General features: G+C 65.1%; 24 protein-coding genes, 1 pseudogene and 1 riboswitch. Of the genes and pseudogenes, 8 read left to right on the top strand and 17 right to left on the bottom strand.

From position 1 onward, the window contains the following. Nucleotides 1–89: 89 nt before the first annotated feature. The 10 genes from gshB to AC6A67_RS09995 all read right to left on the bottom strand — a co-directional run bounded on the left by gshB (nucleotide 90) and on the right by AC6A67_RS09995 (nucleotide 10,003). Complete coding sequence (gshB, locus tag AC6A67_RS10040; protein WP_498036414.1) at nucleotides 90–1,031, bottom strand: glutathione synthase; 942 nt, start codon at nucleotides 1,029–1,031, stop codon at nucleotides 90–92. 126 nt (nucleotides 1,032–1,157) lie between these two features. After that, a complete protein-coding gene (locus AC6A67_RS10035; RefSeq protein WP_498036413.1) occupies nucleotides 1,158–1,592 on the bottom strand; it encodes a YraN family protein in 435 nt (144 codons plus the stop codon). Continuing rightward, nucleotides 1,592–2,539 carry a 16S rRNA (cytidine(1402)-2'-O)-methyltransferase gene (gene rsmI, locus AC6A67_RS10030; protein WP_498036412.1) on the bottom strand — a complete coding sequence of 316 codons (948 nt, stop codon included), beginning with the start codon at nucleotides 2,537–2,539 and terminating at the stop codon, nucleotides 1,592–1,594. The genes AC6A67_RS10035 and rsmI overlap by 1 nt, the downstream gene beginning before the upstream one ends. 261 nt (nucleotides 2,540–2,800) lie before the next feature. Further along, nucleotides 2,801–4,000 carry a radical SAM family heme chaperone HemW gene (gene hemW / locus AC6A67_RS10025; protein WP_498036411.1) on the bottom strand — a complete coding sequence of 400 codons (1,200 nt, stop codon included), beginning with the start codon at nucleotides 3,998–4,000 and terminating at the stop codon, nucleotides 2,801–2,803. 246 nt (nucleotides 4,001–4,246) lie between these two features. Beyond that, nucleotides 4,247–4,867, bottom strand: a complete 621-nt coding sequence (locus AC6A67_RS10020) for a Fur family transcriptional regulator (protein ID WP_498036502.1) — start codon at nucleotides 4,865–4,867, stop codon at nucleotides 4,247–4,249. A gap of 330 nt (nucleotides 4,868–5,197) precedes the next feature. Beyond that, nucleotides 5,198–5,908, bottom strand: a complete 711-nt coding sequence (locus AC6A67_RS10015; protein ID WP_498036410.1) for a class I SAM-dependent methyltransferase — start codon at nucleotides 5,906–5,908, stop codon at nucleotides 5,198–5,200. Continuing rightward, entirely contained in the window at nucleotides 5,905–7,119 is a 1,215-nt protein-coding gene (locus AC6A67_RS10010) for a glycosyltransferase family 4 protein (protein WP_498036409.1), read from the bottom strand. Before AC6A67_RS10010 ends, AC6A67_RS10015 begins: the two co-directional genes overlap by 4 nt. Nucleotides 7,120–7,200: 81 nt before the next feature. Next, a complete protein-coding gene (locus tag AC6A67_RS10005; protein ID WP_498036501.1) occupies nucleotides 7,201–7,437 on the bottom strand; it encodes an Lrp/AsnC ligand binding domain-containing protein in 237 nt (78 codons plus the stop codon). A gap of 315 nt (nucleotides 7,438–7,752) precedes the next feature. Then, nucleotides 7,753–8,937: an O-succinylhomoserine sulfhydrylase gene (locus AC6A67_RS10000; RefSeq protein ID WP_498036408.1), complete on the bottom strand. Its 1,185-nt coding sequence runs from the start codon at nucleotides 8,935–8,937 to the stop codon at nucleotides 7,753–7,755. Nucleotides 8,938–9,090: 153 nt separating this feature from the next. Next, a riboswitch (SAM riboswitch) is annotated at nucleotides 9,091–9,168 on the bottom strand. Nucleotides 9,169–9,259: 91 nt separating this feature from the next. Beyond that, complete coding sequence (locus AC6A67_RS09995; protein WP_498036407.1) at nucleotides 9,260–10,003, bottom strand: hypothetical protein; 744 nt, start codon at nucleotides 10,001–10,003, stop codon at nucleotides 9,260–9,262. A 1,094-nt stretch (nucleotides 10,004–11,097) separates the two neighbouring features. Between AC6A67_RS09995 and AC6A67_RS09990 the strand changes: the two genes are divergently transcribed. The 5 genes and pseudogenes from AC6A67_RS09990 to AC6A67_RS09970 all read left to right on the top strand — a co-directional run bounded on the left by AC6A67_RS09990 (nucleotide 11,098) and on the right by AC6A67_RS09970 (nucleotide 15,662). Further along, entirely contained in the window at nucleotides 11,098–12,279 is a 1,182-nt protein-coding gene (locus AC6A67_RS09990) for an ABC transporter substrate-binding protein (RefSeq protein ID WP_498036406.1), read from the top strand. Between the two features lie 20 nt (nucleotides 12,280–12,299). Continuing rightward, nucleotides 12,300–13,084: pseudogene (locus tag AC6A67_RS09985) on the top strand (ABC transporter ATP-binding protein). Continuing rightward, nucleotides 13,077–13,781, top strand: coding sequence for an ABC transporter ATP-binding protein (locus tag AC6A67_RS09980; RefSeq protein WP_498036405.1), 705 nt, complete (start codon nucleotides 13,077–13,079; stop codon nucleotides 13,779–13,781). The pseudogene AC6A67_RS09985 and the gene AC6A67_RS09980 overlap by 8 nt, the downstream one beginning before the upstream one ends. Before the next feature lie 12 nt (nucleotides 13,782–13,793). Further along, nucleotides 13,794–14,678: a branched-chain amino acid ABC transporter permease gene (locus AC6A67_RS09975; protein WP_498036404.1), complete on the top strand. Its 885-nt coding sequence runs from the start codon at nucleotides 13,794–13,796 to the stop codon at nucleotides 14,676–14,678. Between the two features lie 3 nt (nucleotides 14,679–14,681). Further along, a complete protein-coding gene (locus AC6A67_RS09970; RefSeq protein WP_498036403.1) occupies nucleotides 14,682–15,662 on the top strand; it encodes a branched-chain amino acid ABC transporter permease in 981 nt (326 codons plus the stop codon). Between the two features lie 237 nt (nucleotides 15,663–15,899). Here AC6A67_RS09970 and AC6A67_RS09965 read toward each other — a convergent pair whose 3' ends face one another. From AC6A67_RS09965 to AC6A67_RS09945, 5 genes are all read right to left on the bottom strand, one after another. Further along, nucleotides 15,900–16,601: an ABC transporter ATP-binding protein gene (locus AC6A67_RS09965; protein WP_498036500.1), complete on the bottom strand. Its 702-nt coding sequence runs from the start codon at nucleotides 16,599–16,601 to the stop codon at nucleotides 15,900–15,902. After that, nucleotides 16,594–17,340, bottom strand: coding sequence for an ABC transporter ATP-binding protein (locus AC6A67_RS09960; RefSeq protein ID WP_498036402.1), 747 nt, complete (start codon nucleotides 17,338–17,340; stop codon nucleotides 16,594–16,596). Before AC6A67_RS09960 ends, AC6A67_RS09965 begins: the two co-directional genes overlap by 8 nt. Further along, complete coding sequence (locus tag AC6A67_RS09955) at nucleotides 17,337–18,263, bottom strand: branched-chain amino acid ABC transporter permease (RefSeq protein ID WP_498036401.1); 927 nt, start codon at nucleotides 18,261–18,263, stop codon at nucleotides 17,337–17,339. Before AC6A67_RS09955 ends, AC6A67_RS09960 begins: the two co-directional genes overlap by 4 nt. A 1-nt stretch (nucleotide 18,264) precedes the next feature. Then, the gene (locus tag AC6A67_RS09950) at nucleotides 18,265–19,119 is read right to left on the bottom strand and encodes a branched-chain amino acid ABC transporter permease (RefSeq protein WP_498036400.1); all 855 of its coding nucleotides are present in this window, start codon (nucleotides 19,117–19,119) and stop codon (nucleotides 18,265–18,267) included. Nucleotides 19,120–19,398: 279 nt separating this feature from the next. Continuing rightward, the gene (locus AC6A67_RS09945) at nucleotides 19,399–20,601 is read right to left on the bottom strand and encodes an ABC transporter substrate-binding protein (RefSeq protein WP_498036399.1); all 1,203 of its coding nucleotides are present in this window, start codon (nucleotides 20,599–20,601) and stop codon (nucleotides 19,399–19,401) included. 301 nt (nucleotides 20,602–20,902) lie between these two features. Here AC6A67_RS09945 and AC6A67_RS09940 point away from each other — a divergent pair, with 301 nt between their 5' ends. Together AC6A67_RS09940 and AC6A67_RS09935 are read left to right on the top strand one after the other, a co-directional pair. Continuing rightward, complete coding sequence (locus AC6A67_RS09940; protein ID WP_498036398.1) at nucleotides 20,903–21,856, top strand: ring-cleaving dioxygenase; 954 nt, start codon at nucleotides 20,903–20,905, stop codon at nucleotides 21,854–21,856. Nucleotides 21,857–21,985: 129 nt separating this feature from the next. Then, nucleotides 21,986–22,645: an alpha/beta hydrolase gene (locus AC6A67_RS09935; protein WP_498036397.1), complete on the top strand. Its 660-nt coding sequence runs from the start codon at nucleotides 21,986–21,988 to the stop codon at nucleotides 22,643–22,645. 160 nt (nucleotides 22,646–22,805) lie between these two features. Here the strand turns inward: AC6A67_RS09935 and AC6A67_RS09930 are convergent, their stop codons facing one another. After that, nucleotides 22,806–23,195, bottom strand: coding sequence for a DUF1636 family protein (locus AC6A67_RS09930; RefSeq protein WP_498036396.1), 390 nt, complete (start codon nucleotides 23,193–23,195; stop codon nucleotides 22,806–22,808). A 135-nt stretch (nucleotides 23,196–23,330) separates the two neighbouring features. Between AC6A67_RS09930 and AC6A67_RS09925 the strand changes: the two genes are divergently transcribed. Then, entirely contained in the window at nucleotides 23,331–24,506 is a 1,176-nt protein-coding gene (locus AC6A67_RS09925; RefSeq protein WP_498036395.1) for a lactate 2-monooxygenase, read from the top strand. Between the two features lie 148 nt (nucleotides 24,507–24,654). Here the strand turns inward: AC6A67_RS09925 and AC6A67_RS09920 are convergent, their stop codons facing one another. Then, nucleotides 24,655–25,341, bottom strand: a complete 687-nt coding sequence (locus tag AC6A67_RS09920) for a TetR family transcriptional regulator (RefSeq protein WP_498036394.1) — start codon at nucleotides 25,339–25,341, stop codon at nucleotides 24,655–24,657. Nucleotides 25,342–25,406: the final 65 nt, after the last annotated feature.

The raw sequence follows: 25,406 nt of genomic DNA, 5'->3' as shown, positions 1-25,406 counted from the left end.
GCGACTTCAGACCCGAGGCTCAACTGGCGTTCTCCGTTGTGGGCGCGCACCACCCGTCAGCACGGCGCCTGGCGCTGCATGGCGGGCGATCAGGACCTGCGCGCCTCGATCGCATTCCACATCGCAGAAGCAAGATCCGGGCCGCCAATGCGACGGATGGCGCGGATGCCCGTAGGCGAGGTGACGTTGATCTCGGTCAGATTGCCATTGATGACGTCGATGCCCACGAAGATCAGACCGCGCTTCGCCAGCTCCGGGCCGATCACCTCACAGATCTCCCGCTCCCGCTCAGTCAGTTCGGTGGCGTTGGCCGCGCCGCCGCGCACCATATTGGAGCGGATGTCATTGGGCGCCGGTACGCGATTAACCGCGCCAAGCGCCTTGCCCTCGACCAGAATGATGCGCTTGTCGCCCTCGGTCACTTCCGGAACGAAGCGCTGGATGACCCAGGGTTCCTTGAAGGTCACGGAGAACAGGTCGAACATCGAGCCGAAGTTCGGGTCCTCCGGCAGAACGCGCAGCACGGCCGCGCCACCATGGCCGTGCAGCGGCTTCATGACGATGGCGCCGTATTCCTTGCGGAAATCCTCGATCTCCGCCTTGTTGCGGCTGATCAGCGTGGGCGGCATCAGCTGCGGGAACTGCGTCACGAAGATTTTCTCAGGCGCGTTGCGCACCTGGGCGGGATCATTGACCACCAGCACCTTTGGGTGAACGCGCTCCAGCAGATGCGTCGCCGTGATATAGGCCAGGTCGAATGGCGGATCCTGGCGCATCAGCACCACATCCATCTGCTCAACCGGGATGCGCTCGGGGTCGCCAAGGGTGACATGGTCACCAGCGACGTCGCGCACCTGCAGCGCCTGCATTGGCGCGCTGACGACGCCATTGCGCATCGAGAGGCTGTCCGGCGTGTAATAAAACAGGCGATGACCACGGGCCTGCGCCTCGAGCAGCATGGCGAAGGTGGAATCGCCTGCGATATTGATGCGCTCAATCGGGTCCATCTGGACCGCAACATTCAGGACCATGTCGGCCTCTCGTGACTGCGTTGCCGGTTGCGCCGATGTGGCGCCTGAGAAAGTTATGGCGGTCCGCACGGCTGCGCGCAATGAGCATGGGACGCAGCGCGCACATGCCTGCCGCCACCGTCATGATCAGCCGCGCAATGGCAGGCTTGCAACATTGGGGATGTGTCGCGGCAGCCGGAATGAGCCATCCAGAAATGCGCGCAGCGACGCGTCGCTGACGAAGATGGCGTCAAACCGGATAGTGCGCTGTGCAAGGCTGGGGTGACGGGCCAGCCAGATGGCGGTGGCGTGGGCGATGCGCCGCAGCTTGTCCTGGCTGATGGCGGCGAGCACCTCATCCATCTGCCGCCGGGCCTTGACCTCGACGATGGCGATGGTGCCGCCACGCGCAGCGATCAGGTCAATTTCACCCGAACCGGCGCGAAAGCGCCGGTCCAGAATGCGATAACCCTTGGCCCGCAACAGCCACGCCGCCAACGCTTCTGTACGCTGACCGGTGAGGGCGCTGTCATTGCGCCGGCGCGGCCCAGTGGAGGAGCGGCGGGCCGGCGCGGGCGCCATCAATCAGTCTCGCTGGCCCGCGCCAGAAGCAGGGCCCTGGCATATACTTCCTTGCGCGGCAGGCCGGTCTGGGCGGTGACCAGCGCCACCGCCTCCTTCATCGAATGATCACCGAGCAGGGCGCGCAGGCGATCATCAATCGTCGCACTGGCGTCCAGCGCCGCCTGCGCCCGATCCGGTCCTCCAATCACCACGACGATCTCGCCGCGCGGCGGGCCGTCCTCGGCATAGCGGCGGGCCAACTCACCCAGCGTTCCCCGCCGCACATTCTCGAACATCTTGGTGAGCTCGCGCGCCACGGCGGCTGGCCGGGCGCCGAGCACCTCGGCGGCGTCCGCAAGCATGTCGCCGACCCGCTGCGGCGATTCAAAGAACGCCAGCGTCGCCGGGATGGCCGCCAGCTCAAGCAAACGATGTTTGCGTGCCGCCGATTTTGTCGGCAGGAAGCCGCCGAAAAAAAAGGCATCCATGGGCAGCCCGGACAAGACCAGGCCGGTCAGGACCGCTGAGGCGCCGGGCACTGCCGTGACATTGAAGCCCCGCTCCAGCGCTTCATCGACCAGCTTGTGTCCGGGGTCGGAGACCAGCGGCGTTCCTGCGTCGGACACCAGCGCCAGCGCCTTGCCCTCTTCAAGCCGCGCCATGATCTTTGGCCGCATCTGGGCGGCGTTGTGCTCGTGATAGTTCAGCAGCGGCGTGGTGATGCCGTAATGGGCGAGCAGCACACGGGTGACGCGGGTGTCCTCGGCCAGGATGGCGTCGGCGGCGGCCAGCGTCGACAGGGCGCGAAACGAAATGTCCTTGAGATTGCCAATTGGCGTGGCGACCAGATGCAGGCCTGGGGCGATCCGCTCGGCCTCGGCGGCGAGGCCGAAGGCGGTGAACCGGGCGGGCGACTGCTCGCGTGTAGCGCCTGTTCTGGAAGACGATCTGGCCGAATCTGTCATGTGCTCTCCGGCGCCCGCAGGCACTGCCCAGAAAAGTAAAGAGGTGCTGCATCGCGAGGGGCCTGGTCAGGCACGGCTGCGCCGCTATCGCCTGCAGCAGGCAGCACCGGGCGCGACAAAGGCCCGCCGCCAGTCATAGCACGGCGATCACGCGCTTTCCCATCCGACGGATGCGCCACATCGATCGGTGCGTATAACCCTGCTGACTCACGCGCGCTGACAAAGGTCTGACCACGCTCCCGGCGCGATGATGGGGGCAGGCTACCGCGCCAGCTGGCTGATGACGGCGTTGAGCAGGGGAAAGCCCTTGTCGGTGATCGCGAGGCGATCACCGTTCAGCCTGACGAGGCCATCTTCAAGCAGATAGCCCAGCTGCCGCTCGTCCAGCGTCCTGCCAGATAGCGCCTTGTAGCGCGCAGGCAAAATGCCTTCCCGCAGCCGCAAGCCCATGACCAGATATTCATCGCCCTGGGCGATTGGGTCGAGCAGCTCGTTCTCGGTGAGGCCATGGCCTTGCGCCTCCACCATATCGAGCCATTTCTCGGGCGACAGCTCTGTCGACATGGCGAGGCGTCCCTCAGGCCCAAACAGGCGACCATGGGCGCCTGGGCCGACGCCAGCGTATTCGCCATAGCGCCAGTACACCTGGTTGTGGCGGCTTTCGGCGCCTGGGCGGGCATGATTGGAGACCTCGTAGGCTGGCATGCCATGCCGGTCGCAAACCTCCTGGGTCACATCCCACAGCGCCCGGGCCAGCTCCTCGTCTGGCGTCGTCAGTTTGCCGGCGCGGTACAGACGATCAAACCAGGTGCCTGGCTCAATGGTTAGCTGATACAGCGACAGATGCTCCACGGCATGCGAGATCGCCTCTTCCAGCTCCTGCCGCCACTGCTCCGCCGTCTGTTCCGGCCTGGCGTAGATCAGGTCGAACGAATAGCGCGCGAAGATGCTGGCCGCCACACGCACCGCCGCCAGCGCCTCCTCGGCGCTATGGAGGCGGCCGAGCCGCTTGAGATCGGGATTGTTGAGCGCCTGCACGCCAAGCGACACCCGGTTGACCCCGGCGGCGCGATAATCCCGGAACCGCCCGGCCTCGACGCTGGTGGGGTTTGCTTCGAGCGTAATCTCGGCATCCGGCGCCACGCTCCAGCATTCTGCGATGGCGTCGATGATCGCCGCCACGGTCGCGCCCTGCATGAGTGAAGGGGTGCCGCCGCCGAAGAATATGCTGGTCACCCGTCGCCCGGGCGCGATAGCGGCGCGATGCGCCAGCTCGGTCCTGAACGCCCCAACAAAGCGCGCTTCATCGACCGGCGCGCGCCGGACATGGCTGTTAAAATCGCAATACGGACATTTCGACGCGCAGAAGGGCCAGTGCACATAAACGCCAAATCCAGCGTCAAAGGGCGGAAGCCGCCCTGCGTGAGCGGCGCCAGTGGCCGAAACGGACTGAGAAAGCATGATCATGGTGTCCAGCGGCTGTCGTCACGCGCCGCGCGTGAGCCAAATAACCGGGCGACAGGAGCAAACCAGCTGATTGCCCGGCGGCCCTCCCGGCGCATCGACTTAAATCTGACAGCGAAGCTGTCCGTAGCGCCTGACCAGAGTTGGAAAAAATCCCGACGATCCCTTCCAGCGCCAAAACATGAAGGGCCGCGTTGTGCCTTGCTGCTCGTTCGCGGTCAAATGTGGCGCAATCAGTTCGGCTCAAGCGCTGGTGCCCTGCGCTTCCGGCCCCTGACAATGGGCGCAAACGCCGTCAATCTCGACGATCTTGGCCGCAGGCCGGAAGCGGGACGATTTCAGCACGCCATTGATGGCGGCATTGATTCCGGACGATTCAATCTCGTCGACGCCACCGCATGCCGAGCAGATCAGAAACACCGTCACATCATCCGCCGCGTGCTGATGCGGGCAGGCGATGAAGGCGTTGCGCGTCACCAGCCGATGGACGAAGCCTTGCTCGGTCAAAAACTCGAGCACGCGATAGACGCTGATTGGCGCGATACGCTTCGACGTACGGTCGGCGAGGATTTCAGCCAGATCGTAAGCGCCCAACGGACGGTGCGTCTCATACAGCGCCGCCAGCACCGAGCGTCGCAGCTCCGTCAGCCTGACGCCGCGTTCGAGGCAAAGCCGCTCCGCATCCGCCAGGGCGCGGGGCGCCTGCTCCGCGCGCTCGGCGGCATGGGCGCAGTCACCATGGGCATGCCCGGCATCGGGGCCATGGCTATGGTGTGAGTGCTCACCATGGCCGTGCGACCCGTATCCCTGCGACGCCTGAGAAGGCGCAGGGCTGTGGTCCGTGTCGCTGTGGCCGCGTCCCATTGTCATGGTCCCATCAGTTCGAGCCTGCCCAAGGGCGTTTTACCCAAGCGCGTCCTAGCCAAGGGCTTTCTTCCCAAGGGCGTCCTGCCCCTAGGCCCAAAGTCCCGCCTACACGGTACCACAGAACCCGAGCGCGCGTCCGTGTGGCGCCAGCGCGCCGCGAGACGCGACATCGCTGGTCACCGCCAAATGGCAGCCAACCGCTCGCCAGTGCCACCCTTTGAGCGGTAATCGAACTTGGCCTGTGGCTGATACAATGGGGAGCCGCCCGATGCCACGCAACCGCCGGCTGCCCGGCGACAGCTCGAGCAGCTGTGGCGTTGCTCCATGTCAGGCCCGCTTCAGCCGCCACACGCAGGTGCGCTTCACCTCGCTGTCTTCCAGCTCACGCGTCACCGGCACTTCATACAGAGCGATCTGTTCAAGGCGCTGCTTTGGCAAATAGGAGCGGCCCGGATCACCGATCAGCACATCCGCCCCCCGGTTCGCCAAGGCTTCAAGCCAGGCGATGACCCGGGCGGCCAGATCACGTTCGTAGCAGATGTCGCCCGCCAGGATGACGTCCCAGCCCTCATCGACCCAGTCATGTTCCGACCAGCCGCCGCCGCTGTACCGGCCAAGCAGATTGTCGGTCCGCACGCGCAGGTCCACCTTGTTGAGGGCGGCGTTGATGGCGATGGCGCTGGCGGAGAACGGATCGATATCCACTGCTTCCACCATGACAGCTCCCGCCCGCGCGGCGGCGACGCCGACAAGGCCTGAGCCAGAGGCGAAATCGAGCACGTTCTTGCCGCGCACCAGTTCGGGATGGTCGAGGACATGCCGCGCCAGCGCCTGACCACCCGCCCAGGCAAAGGCCCAGAACGGCGGCGGCAAACCGATCTCGCCAAGCTCTTCTTCAGTCTTGCGCCACAGCTCCGTCGCCTCAGTCGCCAGATGGAGCGAGATCTCCGGCGCATGCGGAACTGGCGTAACCTCGGTGTGGGTCCTGATGAACGCCTCACGGTCCTCGATCAGGCGGGCGGCGGTGGTGGCGTTCAAAAGGCGGCTCCGGGTTTCTGCGCCAGCAATCCGGCGTACATAGCCTTCACCGCATCCATCACATGGCGTTCGGTGAAACCAGACAGCAGACGCGCGCGAGCGTTCTCGCCGCATTGAAGGGTGAAAGCACGGTCATCGGCAAGCCGCGTCAGTGCGTGGGCAATTGCCCTTGCATCGTCAGGCGGCGCGATAAAGCCGTCCACGCCATCGCGAACAAACAGGCGGCAGCCCGGGACATCGGTGGTGACAATGCCCCGACCACAGGCTGCGGCCTCCAGCAAGGTGCGTGGCAGGCCTTCGCCACCGCGCGAGGGCAGCAGCGCCACATGATGGTCGCGCCATACGCCAGCGATATCACTGGTGCGGCCATGCCATGTCACACCCGGGAGGGCGCTCCACTGGCGCAGGGTCTCCTCCGGAATCGCTTTGGGGTTGGATGGATCGGGCGCGCCATACAGCGACAGCGTCACGTCGGCCCCCTGGTTTCGGGCCATCTGCACCGCCGCCACCGCGAGATCCACGCCCTTTGACCATAGCATGCGCGCGACCATGGCGACGCGCAGCGCGGCCCCTTCAGGTTGCGGCGTCGGCGTGAATTCATCTGGATCGACGCCTGCGCCGCCGACCAGCACGACGCGCGGGTCATTGGGCGACAGCCGCAATCCCACGGCGTCGTCAGGGTTTTCAAACAGATAGCGGGTCGTGGCGTTTTCGAGTGGTCCGCGCAACAGCGCGCGGATCGCTCGCGCGGCGGTCATGCCCAGCGCATCCTGGCGCGCCCCGAGAAAGCCAAGGCCGGTGAGGGCATAGACGCGTCGGGCAATGCCGGTTGATCGCGCCGCAAGGCCGCCAAGCAGGATCGGTCTGAGGGCGATCATATGTAGGATATCGGGCTGAACCTGGCGCAGGATGGCGCGGAGGCGGGCGATATTTGCCAGGACGGCCAGCGGATTGAGACTCTTTCGCTCGGCCTCAAGGGCGATGACCCGCGCCCCGGTCGCCTCGATCATTTGTTGATGCGCGCGCACCCGCGTGATCACCACCACATCCATGCCCATCTCGCGCGCCGCGCGCGCCATGGGCAGGAAGTGTGAGCAGAAGAACCAGTCCTCGGTGATCAGGAAGGCGATGGTCGGCGAAGGGACGTCGGCGATCGTGCCTGGCGCGGCCGGCAGGCGACTGACGGCGCCCTGCGAGGGAGTATCTTGCAAGATCGTGCTCTCTGTGGCCGTCCGTGATGCCCGCAGGGCTGCCGCCGTGGCTTCCCGACGAGCCCGGGGTGAGGCCTGCGCTCAGAACGCCTTGAAGGTGATCAGCGTTCGCGTATCAGCGATGCCCGCGATGGGCTGAACCTTCTCGGCGACGAAATGGCCGATATCGACCTCACGATCGACGTGAAACTTGGCGATAATATCAAAGTCGCCGGCGATGGAATAAATCTCGGATGCAATCTCCCGATCAGCCAGGGCGCTGGCCACAGCGTAGGTCTGGCCCAGCTTGCATTTGATCTGAACGAAGAAGGTCTGCATGGCGTTGGCTCGCATCTTTACGGTGGCGCCTGGAACCCGCCGCCCCGCGCCACATGCCGCGAGGGCAGGCTGGCGCGACAGTCATATGACGTCAGGTCTGCGGCCCTGTGTCTGGCCGTCGCGGTCGCCGGGTGGACCATGCTCCGCAGAAGTCATGGCGCGCCCAGCTCGAACAGGCGCGCCAGTCCGACGGCCCGGCGCGCCACGCTGTGTTAACACAGCGGGCGCACTGGCGGCAAAGAGCGCCGCGCGGGCCTGACCAGGAGGGGCAAGCCGCAGGGGCGGCGGCGCCCCACTCTTGCCCTAAGGCCGGTGTCACAGGCGATCGAGCGCGTCCGTCAGGTCAGCGATCAGGTCGTCGTGGTGCTCAAGGCCAACCGACAGCCTGAGCAGGCCATCCGACACGCCCATGGCCGCGCGCGTGGCGTCATCAAAGCGCTGGTGCGTCGTGGTGGCGGGGTGGGTGATCAGGCTCTTGGCGTCGCCGAGATTGTTGGAGATCTTGACCAGCGACAGCGCGTTCATGAAGCGGAACGCGCCCTGCTTGCCGCCCTCAACCTCCAGCGCCAGCAGGGTCGACCCCGCGCGCATTTGCCTGGCGATGAGGTCTGCCTGCGGATGGTCGGCGCGCCCGGGATACACCAGACGCGTCACCTTGGGGTGCGTCGCCAGGGCGTCAGCTACCGCGGCGGCGTTGGCGGTCTGCTGGCGCACCCGCACCGCAAGCGTCTCAAGACCCTTCAGCATGACCCAGGCGTTAAACGGCGACATCGCCGGTCCGGTCTGGCGCAGGAAGTTGAAGATGTGGGCGTTGATGAATTCGTGGCTGCCGAGGATGACGCCGCCCAGGCAGCGGCCCTGGCCATCAATGTGCTTGGTGGTGGAATAGATGACGCAATCGGCGCCCAACTCAAGCGGGCTCTGCCAGATCGGCGTGGCGAACACATTGTCGACCATCAGCGTGGCGCCGACAGCGTGGACGATCTCCGCGACACCGGCGATATCGACGATCGAGAGCGTAGGGTTGGCCGGGCTCTCAATCAGCGCTGTGCGGGTGTTGGGGCGCACTGCCGCCCGCCACTGGTCGAGGTCTTCGCCATCCACCAGCGAAACCGCCACGCCATAGCGGGGCAGCAGCTCATCGGTGAGCCAGCGCGACGAGCCGAACAACGCCTTGGCTGCAATCACATGATCGCCAGCGCTGACCTGGGCGAGCAGGGCTGCGGTCACCGCCGCCATGCCGGATGCGGTGGCGCGCGCAGCTTCGGCGCCTTCCAGGGCAGCCATGCGCTGCTCAAACATTTCCACGGTCGGGTTGGAAAAGCGGGAGTAAAGGAACCCTGGCAATTCGCCCTTGAAGCGCGCCTCGCACTCTTCAGCTGACTGGTAAACATGCCCCTGGGTCAGGAACATCGCCTCGGAGGTCTCGCCAAACTGCGAGCGCAAGGTTCCCGCGTGCACCAGACGGGATTCAGGGCGGAGGGGGCGGTTGATAGCCACAATAGTCTCCCGACAGCTTGGCCCCGCAGGGCCCTTGATCCAGCGCAGACGCTGGCATCGCTCCGTCGGAGCCAGGGTGGGAGCGTGTGACACGCTCCGCGCCGCGACCCGGGCGGACATGAAAAAACCCGGCCTGACAAAAGCCGGGTCGATCAAAAACCGTCCACGGCCCTTTAGCGAATTATTTAACGTGGCTGCAAGCCGGCCGGCCAAATCACCACGATGTACCCGTGGCTTACGCCTGACAGGCGTAAGCGTCAAGCAGCTTTGGCGCCTTGGCGCTGTCATCCTGACAGGCGACAGGCGTTGGCGCGCGAGGCCTCTAATAGGCCGGCGCGGTGATAACGCCACGTTCGGTGGCGACGACCCAGATCGAGCCGCGCCGGTCGATGCTGATAATGCGGCCGAGACCGGCGACATTCTGGCCCCGCCGCACTTCAACCACGCCAGCACTACGGCCTTCGAGCACGGCGACGCCCCCCGACACATTATGCAATACCCAACCGCGCACCAGCGCCGCCGGCGCCGTCAGCGGGGGCTCCGGGATCGGCGCTGGCGGTCGGAGCGCCTGTGTTGCAACGCCGTTGTCGCCATGGGCTGTCGCGGCCGGAGGCGCCGGCAACCGCGCCGGCCCGTCACGATCGATCGCCGATGGCGCAGACGGATCCACAGGCCGTGTCGCCAGGGCTGCAATGCGCTGCTCGAGCGCCTCAATGCGCCGGTTGAGCGCGACGACAGTGTCTGGATGACTATTGCTGGCCGTCGCCGATGGCTGCGCTGACCGGGCCTTATCAGCGCTTTCCAGCGCGGTGATCCGGTCTTCAACGGACTTGACGCGTGCGGCTACGCGGTCTGACGGCTGATCGGCGCCGCCGGACTTCTGCTCAAGGGCGGTGATGCGCGCGGCGAGGTCCGCCGCCGCACGCTCAGCCGCAGTAGACCGGGACGATGTAGCGGCGCGCTCTTTCTCGATCTCCTCAAGCGCCGTCGCGATCTTGCCGTCGCCCGCCGGCTGCGGCGCGGCGGGCTGCCCGGGCGCCGCCAGCCAGCTGATCAGCAGCGCCATTGCGGCGCCGCCAAGTGCGCCGAGCGCAAGTGGTTTGACGGTAGATGGCGAAGCGCCTGCACTTGCCGGAGCGGACGCGGCTGCGTCGCCCCCGCGCTGGCCCGGCTTCCAGTCTGATTGTGGCTGCGATGGTCTGTAAGGTTCGGTTCGGGCGCTCGTGTCAGCACCGGGCTCCGTGGCGGTTGCGGCGGCGGACGGCGCTGCGCCAGCGCCGATCCGGTCCCGCGCGTCGACCATAGGCGATGGCGCCTGGTTCTTTGTCGTAACAGCAGATGTGTCGCTCCCACCGGCTGCCGCTGAAACGACATCTGCCGCGCGTGAGCCTGAAGGGGGCGTCGCGGAGTCTGAGGTCACAGGTTTTCCGCCATGGCGGGGACTGGTCGCGCCAGCCTTGCCTGCGCCAGCGGCGGTCGGGAGCGTGGGGTCCGTTGGCGCCTTCGGGTCAGTCGTCAGCCCGGCTTGAGCTTTGGGCGGAGCGGCGGCCACGGCTGGCTTTGCGGCCTTGGTCTCCGATGCGGGCGAGGCGCCGGCGGCTTTGCCTGCGCTGGCGGAGGGCTCCGCCGGGGCCTTCGGTTCCAGCTTGCTGTTGTCCGCCACTCTATTCTCCCTTGCCCTTGCAGCAGCGTGAGCCGCTTCGCCCATCCATCCTGGCGCGCCACGGCGGCTGTCCGATGGCAAGCTCAAACTGCGGATCGTCAAAACCGTGATTTTTTGGCCGATTGAGGGCAGGGTTGCTATCGCGCAACCTTAATACGCGGCCAGATCACTTACGGGCCAGGACGCACTCACGATTGTCCGAAATTTACAACCGACCAGAACGTCGAATTGTGGCGAACGGCGGAATAATAACATGCTGTTGATCAATTGGTCGAAGCTGTGTCCGATTCAAGGCGGGCTGCCTTGACAAGTCGCTGTAAAGCAAGGTCATTAGGGTTCTACCAAGCGGTTGATCTATGCGCTGACGTCAACCCTGGTCGGATCAGCTGGATGGGCTATGCCCGTAGAGGAGGCGAAAAATGGCTGAAATGGTCAGAAAATGCGCCCTGGTCAGTCGATTCGCGTGCGCGGCGGCGCTGGCTGTCGGGGTGACAGGTTTGGCTTCCGCAGCGGAACCAGGCGCCAGCGCCCAGACAGGCAAGTTCTCCGACAATATTGTCCGGATCGGCGTGCTGAACGACCAGTCCGGCGTCTACGCCGACTTTGGCGGCAAGGGCTCGGTCGCTGCGGCGCGTCTGGCCATTGAGGATGTGGGCGGCAAGGTGCTGGGCGTGCCCGTGCAGCTGGTCGACGCCGACCATCAAAACAAGGCCGACATCGCCTCCAGCATTGCCCGCCAGTGGTATGACGCCGACAAGGTCGACGCGATCGTCGAGCTGACCTCGTCCTCGGCTGCGCTGGCGGTGCAGCAGCTGACGCGCGAGAAGAAGCGCATCAATATCGTTACGGGCGCCGCCACGTCGGAGCTGACCGGCAAGCAGTGCTCCCCTTACGGCTTTCACTGGGCGTTCGACACCTACGCCATGGCCAAGGGCGTCGGCGGCGCGCTGGTTGATCAGGGCGGCAAGGACTGGTTCTTCCTCACCGCCGACTACGCATTCGGCCATTCTCTTGAGGAGCAGACGGCAAAATTCGTGACGTCCAAGGGCGGCAAGGTGCTGGGGCAGGTGCGTCACCCGCTTAACACCTCGGATTTCTCGTCATTCCTGCTTCAGGCGCAAAGCTCCGGCGCCAAGGTCATCGGCCTCGCCAATGCGGGGATGGACACGTCGAACGCCATCAAGGCGGCGGCGGAATTCGGCATCGTCCAGGGCGGACAGCGCCTGGCGTCGCTGCTCGTCACTCTGTCTGAGGTGCACGGCCTCGGCCTGCCAGCCGCCAACGGTCTGGTTCTGTCTGAGGGCTTCTACTGGGACCTTGATGACAAGGCGCGCGCGTTTGGCGAGCGCTACATGAAGGCCACAGGCCGCATGCCCAACATGATCCAGGCTGGCACCTATTCGGCTGTCCGCCAGTACCTCAAGGCCATCGAGGCGGCAGGCACGGACAATGCCGATGCTGTCGCCGCCAAATTGCGAGAATTGCCGGTTGAGGATGCATTCAGCCGCAACGGCAAGGTGCTGCCTAACGGCCGCATGGTGCACGACATGTACCTGTTCGAGGTGAAGAAGCCTGCCGAAAGCACCAAACCATTCGACTATTACAAACTCCTGGCGACCATTCCGGGCGATCAGGCTTTCATGACCGTCAAGGAGAGCGGCTGCCCGCTGGCGAACTGAGATGACATCACACACACACCATCATAACGGCGGCTCCGCTTCCGGGGGGGCTGCCGGCGGCATTGTCCTGTCCGCCAAGGGGCTTACCAAAGAGTTCAAGGGCTTCGTTGCGGTCAAGGACGTCGATCTTGCGGTGCGCGAGGGGTCGATCCATGCGTTGATCGGCCCTAACGGCGCGGGCAAGACCACGTGCTTCAACCTGCTCACCAAGTTTCTGCAACCGACGCGCGGCGTCATCACCTATCGCGGGCGCGACATCACCGGCCTTGCGCCGGCGGAGATTTCCCGCCTCGGCGTCGTGCGCTCGTTCCAGATTTCAGCGGTGTTCCCCAGCCTTTCCGTGCTGGAGAACGTGCGCATCGCCCTGCAGCGGCCCGGCAACCTCGCCACCCAGTTCTGGAAGCCGGACAGCAGCCTTTCGGTGCTGAATGACCGCGCCTATGAGCTGGTGAAATCGGTTGGCCTTGAAAGCTTCATCGGTCACACCGCCGGCGAGCTGCCCTATGGACGCAAGCGCGCGCTTGAGCTCGCCGCCACGCTGGCGCTCGAGCCCGACGTGATGCTGCTCGACGAGCCCATGGCGGGCATGGCCCATGAGGACATTGGCCATATCGCCGACCTGATCCGCCAGGCGGCCCAGGGGCGCACGGTCGTCATGGTCGAGCACAATCTCCATGTGGTCGAAGACCTCTGCGATGCGGTCACCGTGTTGCAGCGTGGCGAGATCCTCGCTGAGGGCGACTATCAGACCGTCAGCCAGGACCCGCGCGTCCGCGAAGCTTACATGGGGTCCGAGCATGACTGAGCCATTGCTTGAGGTGAAAGGCCTTCAGGCCTGGTATGGCGAAAGCCATGTGCTGCACGGCGTTGACCTGAAGGTGCATCGCGGCGAGACCGTCACGCTGCTTGGCCGCAACGGCGCCGGCAAGACGACGACGCTGAAGTCGATCATGGGCGTGCTGCGCAAGCGCCAGGGCTCGATAACCCTGCAGGGCAAGGACCTCATGGCCATGCCGCTGCACGACGTGGCCTATGCCGGCCTGGGTTTCGTGCCGGAAGAGCGCGGTATCTTCTCGGGTCTCAATGTGCATGAAAACCTGATGCTGCCGCCCAAGGTGGCGGATGGCGGCTTTTCGCTCGACGAGATCTACCAGCTGTTCCCAAACCTCGCCGAGCGCCGCTACAGCCAGGGCACCAAGCTCTCCGGCGGCGAGCAGCAGATGCTGGCGATCGCGCGCATCCTGCGCACGGGGGCCAATATCCTGTTGCTGGACGAGCCGACCGAAGGCCTCGCGCCGGTGATCGTGCAGCGGATCGGCGACGTCATTCGCGCCCTCAAGGAAAAGGGCATGACCATCCTCCTCGTCGAGCAGAACTTCCGTTTCGCCCGCAAGGTGGCCGACCGCTTCTATGTGATGGAAGACGGCCACATGATCGATTCATTCCGTGCGGATGAACTCGAGGGCCGGATGGAAAGCCTCAACGAAACTCTCGGTCTGTAAGGCGCCCCGCTCATGGTAACCGTCTTTGGAATTTCATTGCCGGCCCTGATGGGGCAGCTCCTCATCGGACTGATCAACGGCTCTTTCTACGCCATGCTGAGCCTTGGCCTCGCGGTCATTTTCGGCATGCTTCGCGTCATTAACTTCGCGCACGGCGCGCAGTACATGCTGGGCGCATTCTTCGCCTGGTTCCTGCTGCGCTATGCTGGCATCGGCTTCTGGCCGGCGCTAGTGCTCGCCCCGCTTGGCGTCGCGCTCGTCGGCGTGGTCATCGAGAAACTGCTGCTGTCGCGCATCTACCAGCTCGACCATCTGTATGGCCTGCTGCTGACCTTTGGTCTGGCGCTGGTGATCGAAGGCCTGTTCCGCCACTGGTATGGCACTTCGGGTCAGCCCTATTCGATCCCCTCCACCTTCCAGGGCGCGTTCAATCTCGGCTTCATGATCCTGCCGAAGTACCGCGCATTCGTGATCGTGGCGTCGATCGTCGTCTGTCTGGCGACCTGGCTGCTGATCGAGAAGACCAAATTCGGCGCCTATCTGCGCGCCGCGACCGAGAACCCGACCCTCGTGCAGGCCTTCGGCGTCAACGTTCCGCGCCTGCTGACCCTGACCTACGCCATTGGCGCCGGTCTCGCTGGCCTTGCCGGCGTGCTCGCTGCCCCGGTGTACCAGGTCAGCCCGCTGATGGGTCAGAACATCGTCATTATCGTCTTCGCGGTGGTGGTGATCGGCGGCATGGGCTCGATCATGGGCGCCGTCGTCACCGGCTATATGCTGGGTCTGGTCGAGGGCCTGACCAAGGTGTTCTATCCGGAAGCGTCGAGCACGGTCATCTTCGTCATCATGGTGCTGGTGCTGCTGCTGCGCCCGGCTGGCCTGTTCGGGAAGGAATAATCAATGGCTACGAAAGCCGTTTCACCGAACGCTGCAGATGTGGCTATCGGTAACAAGACCTCGTCGCGCACGGTGGCGCTGCTGATCATCGGCCTGCTGCTGATCCTCGTCGCGCCCTTCCTGATTTATCCCGTCTTCGTCATGAAGGTGTTGTGCTTCGCCCTGTTCGCGGCGGCGTTCAACCTGTTGCTTGGCTATGTCGGCCTCCTGTCGTTCGGTCATGCCGCCTTCTTCGGCGGCGCGGCCTACATCAGCGCTTATTCGATCAAGGCCTGGGGCTTCCCGCCCGAGCTGGCGATCCTCGGCGGCACGGCGTTCGCCGCCGCCATGGGCCTGGTGTTCGGCTATGTCGCCATCAAGCGTCAGGGCATCTACTTCGCCATGATCACCATGGCGCTGGCGCAGATGTTCTTCTTCTTCTGCCTGCAGGCGCCGTTCACCGGCGGCGAAGACGGCATCCAGGGCGTGCCGCGCGGCAAGCTGTTCGGTTTCATCGACCTCTCCAGCTCGCTGAACATGTACTATTTCGTCGCCGCGGTGTTCGTCATCGGCTTTTTCATCATCTGGCGCGTGGTGCATTCGCCCTTCGGCTCGATCCTGAAGGCCATTCGCGAGAACGAACAGCGCGCCATTTCGCTGGGGTATCGCGTCTCGCGCTACAAGCTAGGCGCCTTCGTCATCTCGGCGGCGCTGGCTGGCCTCGCCGGCGCCACCAAGGCGATCGTGTTCCAGCTGGCTTCGCTGACCGACGTCGGCTTCCAGATGTCGGGCGAAGTGGTGCTGATGACCCTGCTCGGCGGCATTGGCACGCTGATGGGTCCCATCGTCGGGGCCGTGCTGGTGGTCAGCCTCGAGAACTACCTCGCGACCTCGTCGCTCCCGGTTCCGGTGGTGATCGGCTCGATCTTCGTCATCTGCGTGCTGCTATTCCGTCGCGGCATCGTCGGCGAGTTCAACGCCTTCATGGACCGCAAGCGCGGCTGAACACGCTGCGCCAGCACGACACGACAGGGAGGCCCGGGCACATCAGCCCGGGCCTTTTTTGATGCGTCGCTGCGTATTCAATAGGTCAGAGGCAGCCGCAAATGGCCAGGCGGGCGGCGGACTGGACCCGGCAAAGGCGGCCCCTCGCGAAGCAGGCTGCCAAAGGCTGCGCCCCCGGGTTGCGCAGGGCTCCTGGGGCGGGCGCCAAAGGCGATTGGGGGTCATGCGCAAGCACAGCTACACGCCGAGATAGACCTGCCTGATGTAGTCATCGCCCTGCATCTCGGTCGCGCTGCCCTCGCGCACGGCGCGACCGTGCTCGAGAACATAGGCGCGATCGACGATCGCTAGGGTCGAGGCCGCGTCCTGCTCGACAACCAGGATCGCCGCGCCGCGCCGCCGGATCTCGGCGATGGCGTCAAAGATCTGCATCTTCAACTTGTGGGCGATGCCGACAGAAGGCTCATCCAGCAGCAACAAGCGCGGCCGGCCCATCAGCGCCCGGCCAATCGCCACCATCTGCTGCTCGCCGCCGGACAGGGTGCTGGCCTGCTGGCTGCGCCGGTCGCGCAACACTGGAAATAGCCCGTAGATCATGTCCAGATCCGCGCGGATGCCGTCGCGATCGCTCCGCAGATAGGCGCCCAGTTCGAGATTCTTCAGCACGGTCAGTTCGGGAAACAGCCGACGCCCCTCGGGACAATGGCAGACGCCGCGTCCCACCAGCTGGTGCGCCGGCACGCCGGCAATGTCAGCGCCATCAAAGCGAATGCGCCCCCCAAACGGCAGCATGCCAGAGATGGCCCGTAGCAGCGTCGTCTTGCCGGCGCCATTGGGGCCAAGCACACCGACCAGCTCTCCGGCCGCCACCTTCAGGGAGATGGACTCAACGGCCAGCGCCTTGCCATAGCGAACCTGAAGGCCCGCAACTTCAAGCAGCGTCACCTTCACCCTCCCTGCGTCCGATATAGGCCTCCACCACACGTGGATCGCGCACGATGGCGGCGGGGTCTCCGACGGCGATGACCTCGCCGAAGTCGAGGGCGATGATCCTGGATGTCAGGGCCATGAACTCCCGCAATTTGTGTTCGATAATCAGGATGGTCAGTCCCTCATCCCGGTGCAGTCGCCGGATAAGCTCTGACAGCGGTGTGATCTCGCTGGAACCCAGGCCCGCAAATGGCTCGTCGAGCAGCAGCAATTGCGGTTCTGTCGCCAGCGCCCGTGCGATTTCCAGCCGCCGCAGATCGCCATAGGGCAGCACCTCAACCGGGCCGTAGGCCTTATCTCGCAATCCGACCTGGTCGAGGATGGCCAGCGCCCGCTCCTCGCCATGGGCCTTGTGGCGCACGCGCGGCGCCTGGCTGGCGACCAGCAGGTTTTCGATGACGCTCATGCCCAGAAACGGTCGGGTGAGCTGAAAGGTCCGTGCGAGGCCCCGGTTGACGACGCGCCACGGGGCGAGGCCCCTGATCGAGGCCCCTTCCAGCAACACATCGCCGCTGTCGGGCGGAATGAAGCCGGTGATCAGGTTGAACAGCGTGGTCTTGCCGGCGCCATTGGGGCCAAGGATGCCGACGATTTCGCCCTGATCAACGCTGAAACTGACGTCCTTGACCGCCACCAGGCCGCCAAAGCGTTTGCGCAGCTGGCGCGCTTCAAGAAGTGGGGCGCTCATCTCCGGCCTCCTGTGAGACGGCGCCACAGCGGCGCCACGAGCCCGCCGGGCAGGAAAAACAGGATAAGGATCAGGACGATTGTATAGACCCAGAGCCGGTATTCGCCGAAGCCGCGCAGCATCTCCGTCAGCAGCGTCAGCAGGATGGCGCCCAGCGCCGGCCCCCAGATCGAGCCCATGCCGCCGACATAGACCATGATGATCACCGTGATGGATGTCACCACCGAGAACAGCGGCGGACTGACCTGCAGCTGGTAGTGGGCGTAGAGCGCCCCGCCGAGGCCGGCGAAACCGGCGCTGACCATCAGCGAGGTGATCTTGTAGAAGGTGACGTTGATGCCGGAAGCCTGACAGGACGCCTCGTCGCCTCTGATCGCCCGGAGCAGCAGGCCCCAGTTGGAGCGGGCGGCGATGGTCAGCAACGCCACCGTGACGACGAGAATGGCCAGCACAAACCAGTAGTAATGCAGGGGATCGTGGATCAGTGGCTCCAACCCGTAAATGCCCTCTTCGCCCCCGGTGTATTCCCAGAAAATCAGCATCAGCCGCTGCATGATCGCGGCGGTGGACAGCATGGCGAGGGCAAAATACGGCCCGCGCAGCCGCAGGGTCGGGAAGCCGACCAGCACCGCGAACGCCGCCGCCACAACCACGGACAACGGCAGGCTGTACCACGGGTTAGCCAGCCAGATGCTGCTGAGAAAGCCGGCGGTGTAAGCTCCGGCGCCAATGAACAGCGCGTGGCCGAAATTCTCCCGCCCGGTGAGCCCGGACATGAAATCCCAGCTGCTCGCCCAGATGGCGTAAATCAGGCAGACGGTGAGAACGCCAGTGAGATAATTGGACCCAGCCAGCACGGGGGCGATGGCGAGGATGGCGATGACCGCGGCGGCGCCGGCGAGATCAACAGGGCGCGCCTTCATGTCAGAACGCCGCCCTGCGGCCAAAAATGCCGGCCGGTCTTAGCACCAGCGTCAACACCACCGCGACCAGGGACACCAGTTCGGTCCAGGCTGTGGAAATGAGATAGGCCACGATGGTCTCCGAATAGCCGAGCATGAGCGCTGCAACGATGCTGCCGGGGATCGAGCCAAGCCCGCCGACAATGACGATGGCGAAAGCCTTGACCATGGGCAGAAGCCCCATGGTCGGCTGCACGGTGAGAAACGGCGCCACCAGGATGCCGGCCAGCGCCGCCGTGCCAGCGGAGATCGCCATGACCAGTGAGAAGATGCGATCGGTGGGAATGCCCATGTAACGGGCGGCTTCCGCATCCTGCGAGATGGCGAGGATGGCGGCGCCCAGCCGGGTGCGCTGAATGAACAGCCACAGGCTGGTCAGCACCACCACGCCCACGCCCAGCGCCAGCAGGCGCTGGCCGGAGATGTCGACCCCGAACAGGCTCACCTTGTCGGCGACGAAAGACGGCACGTTGCGATACTCTGAGCCGAAGATCAGGAATAGCGCCTGCTCGACGGCCAGCGACACGGCGAGCGTGATCATCAGAACCGCCAGTTGCGAGCTGCGCAAAGGACGCACCAGGAAGCGCTCCATGGCGACGCCGAACAACGCCACGAACATCACCGAGATCACGGCGGCGGGCAGCAGCGGCACGCTGAGCACGGACGTCAGAAAGAAGGCGGAATAGGCGCCGAGGGCGTAGAATGAGCCATGCGCCAGATTGAGGATACGGGCGACGCCAAAGATCAGCGTAAAGCCGACCGCCAGCATGGCGTAGATGGCGCTGGTCACCGCGCCGTAAATGAGTATCTGGAGCATGAACACCCCTTGGTGGCGGCGCAAGGATGCGGGAGACAGCCTGCCTGCGGTTCGCCGGGCGGCGCGTTGGGCGACTGGTGGAATGCGGCGTTCCGCATGGTCGCGCCGGCTGGTGTCGCTGCGTCGGCGGAGCAGCATGGTCGGGGGGGCGGGCGCCTGGCGATGCCCCCTGGCGATGACCCCTGGCCTCACCGCGCCAGGCGAACCCGCGACTCCGGCCGGCGTGGGCGCACAGGTCATTACGACCTGATCAGGGCCCGCGCCGTCGGGCGATGCCGGCTATTTCTTGAGCCAGGGCGGCGGGATCATCTCGCCATTGGCCAGCGCTTTCGGCCAGACGATCACCCGCTCGCCTTTGTCGCGCCATTGGGCGAACAGCATGTTGATGAAGCCTGGACCGGCCTTTACGTCGTGGTTCTCATCGAACTCGACCTTGCCCGCCACGCCGGTGTAGCTGGTCTTTTCCAGCTCCTTGATTACGTCCTCAGGTTTGACGCTGTTGGCGCGCTTCACGGCCTCGGCGTAAATGTGAACCGCATCATAGCCGCCGACGCCGGTGTAGACGGGCGCTGTGCCTGCGCGCTTCACAAACTCATCCCAGAATTTGATGGTTTTTGGCGTGATGTCGGCCCGCACCGTGAAATTGGCCACGGTCTCGGACAGGGCCTTGCCGCTGACGCGGGAATAGAAATCCTGATCCTGCCCCTTCACATCGATGCCGCCGATCGGAAACGGCGCCTGGGCGTCATGCCATTGCTTGACGAACACGTCTGATGAGGCATGGGACAGGACGATGATCAGATATTGCGCGCCGCTGTTCTTCACCTTGGCCAGCAGCGGCGAGAAGTCTGACGTCGTGGTGTCGAAGAACTCCGTCAACGTCACCTCGGCGCCAGCGTCGATGGCCCCTTTCTTGAGAATTGGCGCGAGATCCTGCACCCATTTGGCGTTCTCGCCGACGATGGCGATCTTCGACAGCCCCATCTCACCTTTCAGCTTGCCGCTGATGAAGTCCACGAGGCCACGGGCCTGGTGGCCAGCGTGCACCGGAAAGGAGCGAAAGATATATTTGTAATTGTCGTAATCGCTCTTTACCCGGGCGGTGATCGCCGGCGAGGCCGCGCCAATGCCCATGTAGATAGTCTTGGACCGGGCAAGGTGAGGGAGCTGGGCGAGGGTGACGCCGCTGGTGTAGCCGCCAATCAGCACATCGACCTTTTCATCCGCTGTCAGTTTCTTGATGGCGGCGATGCCCTGCTCCGGATTCTCGGTCTCATCGGCGACCACCATCTCCAGCTTGCGGCCAAGCAGCCCACCGCCGGCGTTGATCTCGTCAATAGCCATTTGCACGCCCGTCTGGGCGTCGCGGCCAATCTGCAGCTGGATTGCGGTGGGAACGCCGATGCGGATCGGCTTGCTGTCCTGGGCGAGCCCTGGCGCCGCGAGGCCCACTGCCAGAGCTGTGGACATAACAGCGGACATGATTGTCCGGCGGGTGACATTCGGCATCAGGCGTCCTCCCAAACCATAACTGTTATATGTTATATCATAATGATGTGCATGGGCCTGCCAGGCTGTCAAGCTTGCTTACGGCGATGGCCGGACAGCACCAGTGCCCTGGTGCAGCCTTCGATTGGGCTGGGTCAACCACGACGCGCCAGCGCAATCGTCGCTTTGCTCCGATGCAAGGAGCCGCACCTTTCAATCACGCCCTCGGCTGCTCAAATGTCGCCCAAGCCAATCGGGCGACACGGACTGTCGCCAGCCATGAAAGGACTGAGCCATGGCCAACCACGGTATTCACCACGTCACCGCCATCGCAGGGGACGCCGCGCGCAACCGCCGGTTTTACGTGGATGTGTTGGGGCTCCGCCTGGTCAAGCGCACGGTCAATTTCGACGATCCTGCGAACTGGCATCTGTACTTTGGCGACCGCTCCGGCGCGCCTGGCACATTGATGACCTTCTTCCCCTGGGCCAATGCCACTGCTGGTCGGGCCGGCATCGGCGATGCGTTGCGCACCACGTTCCGGGCGCCGCAGGGGTCCATCGGCTATTGGGCGCATCGCCTGCTTGAAAAAGGCGTCGCCCACGAAACCGTCAGCCGCAGGTTTGGCGAAACCGTTCTCGACTTCCAGGATCCCGATGGGGCCCTGCTGTCGTTGGTGGCGACAGGCGAGCCTGTGGGGGACGCGGACGCCGAGGGCGCTGTCGATGAAGGTGGCGGCGTGCCAGCCAGCAACGCCATCTCGGGCATTGACGGCGTCACCCTTCTGCTGCGTGAGGCCGGTCCGACCGCCCGCATCCTCACCGATGTCCTCGGCTTCCACGAGGCCGGGCGCGAGGGCGCGGTGACGCGATATGTGGTGGGCGAGGGCGCCGGCCGTTCGGTGGTTGATCTGCATGAAGCCGGCAACTTCATGGGCGGCCACCAGGGGCGCGGCAGCGTGCACCACATCGCCTTCCGGTCCGCCGATGACGCGGCGCAGGCAGAACTGGCGCGCAAGCTCATCGACGAGCACGGCCTGCGGCCCACCGCGCAGCGTGACCGGCAGTATTTCCGCTCGATCTACTTCCGTGAGCCTGGCGGCGTGCTGTTCGAAATCGCAACCGACGAGCCAGGCTTCACGGTAGATGAACCGCTGGAAACCCTGGGCGAAGCGCTGAAGCTGCCGCAGCAGTTCGAACCGCACCGTGACGCCATCCAGGCGGCGCTGCCGAGCCTTGGCGACAGCTGATCCGCGTTAGCGTCTGGCGCCCACCAGCGCCAGACGCGCCGCGGCGGCCTCGCCGGCGTTTCACGGCGCTGGTTGAAGCTGGCGCTACGGAACCGCGTGACATGCCGCGTCACGAGAAAGGAGGCCGCCATGGCCCAGGTCAACACAGCCGCCCAGGCTGGAGATTTCATCCATATTGTCGTGCCCGGCGCCGCAGACCTCAGACCGTTGCTGCTGCTGCACGGCACCGGCGGAGACGAACGGGACCTGATCCCGCTGGCGCAGCAGCTGGCCCCTGGCGCGCCGCTGCTGTCGGTGCGCGGCAAGGTGCTGGAGGGCGGCGCGCCGCGTTTCTTTCGTCGCTTCGCCGAAGGCCGGCTTGACGAGGCGGACCTGCGCCGGCAGGCGGCTGACCTCGCTGGTTTCGTCCAGCGCGCCTGCGCCGCCAACCACCTCCCGGCCCCCGTAGCCCTGGGCTTTTCCAATGGGGCCAATATCGCGGCGGCGCTGCTGATGCGTCACAGCGGCGTGCTGGCGGGCGGCCTGCTGCTGCGCGCCATGGCGCCCTTCGCCGGTCCGGTGTTCACGCCTGATGAGGCCCGCCCCGCGCCAGTCGAGGCAAGCGCCCTGGTGATCTCCGGGGCCATGGATCCGATCGTGCCCGCCACCTCCCGCGATAAACTCGTCGCCGATCTGTCAGCTGCAGGCGTTTCCACGCGGACCGAGACGGTTCTCGCCGCGCACGGCCTCACCAACGCCGATCTCGACCTCGCCAGACCATGGCTGGCGCAACAATTGCGCGCCGTCTGACGCCATCAGGCGGATGAAGCACGGTCCATGTAGAGAGGCCGGACCGTGCTTCACGCCGACTGGGCGGCGCCAGCCGACGTGCATTGGGCGTAACCGGGCTTGTCCCATGTCTGACGCACAGCACACTGCACTTGTCCAAAAGGCCGTGCCGTCGGAGGCCTTACATCGACGGCGCCGGAGGCAGCCGGGCAATGCCGCCGCGCCGGAAGGCCATGGGCGTCTGTGCCCAGGGCACAATGCCATCGCCCGTGGCGGCATAGATCAGCGCCACCGCGACAATGGCGTCGACATCGCGCTCCAGCGTCAGATCGCCGGTGAGCAACGCCCATTTTCCCGTGGCCTGTAGCGCGATGGTGCATGGCCGGTTGCACACGGCGAAGCACTGGACGGCGCGGACTGCGACAGCCGAACCAGCAAGCCGCTGCTGCAGTGCGGCCACGAGGTCGCGACCAGGCTCGCGATAACCGGGCGGGGCATTGCAGCGCATCCTGCACGTCACGCATACGGAGAGCGTCGCTTGCGGCGCCGCAATGGGAGCGTCTTCAGTCATGGCGTAGCTTTGCGCCAGTCGCAGCCATTGCTCAAGTGAATGGCAGGTCCGGCGCGCCGCCGGCTGCGACAAGTGACTTGAGCCGGCGCGGCGCTCCCCTATCATCCCGTCACAAACAGATAAAGGGATGAGGAAATGCCCCATTTCGGCGATTTTCAGAATGAAATCTATTTCGGCGGGTTGATGGGCCAGGTTCCCAAACTGCCCATGTGTTTCGCCGACCTAGAAGCGCGCGCCGCCAGCGCCATGCCGCCGTCAGTGCTGTCCTATGTCGCCGGCGGCTGTGGCGACGAGCGCACCCAGGACCACAATGCCACGGCATTCAACCACTGGGGCATTATTCCGCGCATGTTTGTCGGCGCTGCAAAGCGCGATCTGTCGGTGGAACTGTGCGGCATGAGGCTGCCGTCGCCACTGTTCCTGTCGCCCGTCGGCGTCATCGGCATTTGCGGCCAGGATGGTCATGGCGACATCGCCACGGCCAAAGCGGCGGCCCAGATGGGCGTGCCGATGGTCGCCTCGACGCTGATGCAGGATCCCATGGAGCAGGTGGCGCAGGCGTTTGGCGACACGCCGAACTTCTTCCAGCTCTACACGCCGACCAATCGCGATCTGGCCGCCAGCCTTGTTTCCCGTGCCGAAGCCGCCGGGTTCAAGGGCATTGTGGTGACGCTTGACACCTGGGTCACCGGCTGGCGTCCGCGCGATCTCACCACCTCGAACTTCCCGCAATTGCGCGGCGCCTGCCTCGCCAATTATTTCTCCGATCCGGTGTTCCAGTCCTTGCTCGACAGGCCGGTGAACGAAGATCCGCGCGCGGCGATCGGCATGTTCGGCCGCGTGTTTGGTAATCCGCTCACCTGGGATGATCTGCCCTGGCTGCGCTCGCTCACCCGCTTGCCCCTGATCTTCAAGGGCATCTGCCATCCCGATGACGCCCGGCGCGCCATCGACGGCGGCGCCGACGCCATCTACTGCTCCAACCACGGCGGACGCCAGGCCAATGGCGGCGTCGCCGCCATCGACATGCTGCCCGGCGTGGTCAAGGCGGCGGGCTCAACGCCAGTGCTGTTCGATTCTGGCGTGCGCAGCGGCTCCGATGTGGTCAAGGCGCTGGCGCTTGGCGCGACCGCTGTCGGCATCGGCCGGCCCTACGCCTATGGCCTGGCCATCGGCGGCGTCGAAGGCGTCGCCCATGTCATCCGCTGCATTCTCGCGGAGGCGGATCTGCTGATGGCGGTCAATGGCTTCCCTACCATCGCCGATCTGCGCGGCGTCGCCATTCCCGCCACTCCCGCTGGCTGGCGCTGATACCAGCACCCGACGAGCATTTCAGGTCGCGGATGCCGCAACATATTCGCGGCCTGGTTTGAAGCGCGGCCCGCACTGTCGCGCGCGCAGGCTGGATCAAGGCCTTGCGCGGCGCGACGACCAGACCATGGACAGGGCGGGCACTCCCTCAGAGCTGCGCGCCGCCTGCAGATTGGCCATCGGCCGCGCCAGGCGGCGGCGCCGTCAGAATGGCCATGCAGGCCATGATCACATCGTCGACCGCCAGCGGATCGCGCCACATATGACCTGGCGGCGGCCCGCCGGCGAGGGCGCTTTCGCGTAGCGACAGCATGGCGCCCAGCGAGGCCTCGATGAACACGAGCCGCCGGTTGCGCAGCCGGTCGTCCATGCCTGGCGTCAACCGACGTAACAAATCGAGGCAGCGCAAATAGCCCGAGTTCAGATCGCCGGCCAGCGACGCCATGAACAGGCGACGGTGGGTGAGCGAGAGCAGGGTGATGAACCGCGTGTAGCTGCCACGTTCGCCATGGGGACCGCCATTGGGCACGAAGGACGGCAGCACCAGCGCCCGCATCGCGTCGTAGAGCTCTGCCCCCCCGGCCTGCTCCAGCTGGTCCAGCATGTGGTTGCGGGCGTCGTTGATGGCGCGCGCGCCGTCCGCGACAATCTCTTTCACCAGATTGTCCTTGGAGCCGAAATAATAGGTCAGGGCGCCATGGTTCTTCTGGCCCGACGCCGCGACGATCTCGCGGACCGTCACCCCGTCCACGCCACGCAGGGCGAAGAGCTCACAGGCCGCGTGCTTGATGGTGTCGCGCGCGCTTTCGGACGCCTCTTCAACATGTTCCGCCACCTTGACGACACCTCCTGTCAGGTTTAGGTCATTTGGATAAACCATTTGGCGCCGGATGTCCCGTT

It is taken from the genome of Camelimonas sp. FR25 (genome assembly GCF_059740505.1).
Note: the sequence above shows the minus strand (reverse complement) of the source record. Positions and strands in the feature narration are given on the sequence as shown.

What these genes read in the sequence shown, in the direction of transcription:
- gshB (WP_498036414.1), bottom strand. Translation starts at nt 1,031, where the DNA reads ATGGTCCTGAATGTTGCGGTCCAGATGGACCCGATTGAGCGCATCAAT.
- AC6A67_RS10035 (WP_498036413.1), bottom strand. Translation starts at nt 1,592, where the DNA reads ATGGCGCCCGCGCCGGCCCGCCGCTCCTCCACTGGGCCGCGCCGGCGC.
- rsmI (WP_498036412.1), bottom strand. Translation starts at nt 2,539, where the DNA reads ATGACAGATTCGGCCAGATCGTCTTCCAGAACAGGCGCTACACGCGAG.
- hemW (WP_498036411.1), bottom strand. Translation starts at nt 4,000, where the DNA reads ATGCTTTCTCAGTCCGTTTCGGCCACTGGCGCCGCTCACGCAGGGCGG.
- AC6A67_RS10020 (WP_498036502.1), bottom strand. Translation starts at nt 4,867, where the DNA reads ATGGGACGCGGCCACAGCGACACGGACCACAGCCCTGCGCCTTCTCAG.
- AC6A67_RS10005 (WP_498036501.1), bottom strand. Translation starts at nt 7,437, where the DNA reads ATGCAGACCTTCTTCGTTCAGATCAAATGCAAGCTGGGCCAGACCTAC.
- AC6A67_RS09995 (WP_498036407.1), bottom strand. Translation starts at nt 10,003, where the DNA reads ATGGCGCTGCTGATCAGCTGGCTGGCGGCGCCCGGGCAGCCCGCCGCG.
- AC6A67_RS09980 (WP_498036405.1), top strand. Translation starts at nt 13,077, where the DNA reads ATGACTGAGCCATTGCTTGAGGTGAAAGGCCTTCAGGCCTGGTATGGC.
- AC6A67_RS09975 (WP_498036404.1), top strand. Translation starts at nt 13,794, where the DNA reads ATGGTAACCGTCTTTGGAATTTCATTGCCGGCCCTGATGGGGCAGCTC.
- AC6A67_RS09970 (WP_498036403.1), top strand. Translation starts at nt 14,682, where the DNA reads ATGGCTACGAAAGCCGTTTCACCGAACGCTGCAGATGTGGCTATCGGT.
- AC6A67_RS09960 (WP_498036402.1), bottom strand. Translation starts at nt 17,340, where the DNA reads ATGAGCGCCCCACTTCTTGAAGCGCGCCAGCTGCGCAAACGCTTTGGC.
- AC6A67_RS09955 (WP_498036401.1), bottom strand. Translation starts at nt 18,263, where the DNA reads ATGAAGGCGCGCCCTGTTGATCTCGCCGGCGCCGCCGCGGTCATCGCC.
- AC6A67_RS09950 (WP_498036400.1), bottom strand. Translation starts at nt 19,119, where the DNA reads ATGCTCCAGATACTCATTTACGGCGCGGTGACCAGCGCCATCTACGCC.
- AC6A67_RS09945 (WP_498036399.1), bottom strand. Translation starts at nt 20,601, where the DNA reads ATGTCCGCTGTTATGTCCACAGCTCTGGCAGTGGGCCTCGCGGCGCCA.
- AC6A67_RS09940 (WP_498036398.1), top strand. Translation starts at nt 20,903, where the DNA reads ATGGCCAACCACGGTATTCACCACGTCACCGCCATCGCAGGGGACGCC.
- AC6A67_RS09935 (WP_498036397.1), top strand. Translation starts at nt 21,986, where the DNA reads ATGGCCCAGGTCAACACAGCCGCCCAGGCTGGAGATTTCATCCATATT.
- AC6A67_RS09930 (WP_498036396.1), bottom strand. Translation starts at nt 23,195, where the DNA reads ATGACTGAAGACGCTCCCATTGCGGCGCCGCAAGCGACGCTCTCCGTA.
- AC6A67_RS09925 (WP_498036395.1), top strand. Translation starts at nt 23,331, where the DNA reads ATGCCCCATTTCGGCGATTTTCAGAATGAAATCTATTTCGGCGGGTTG.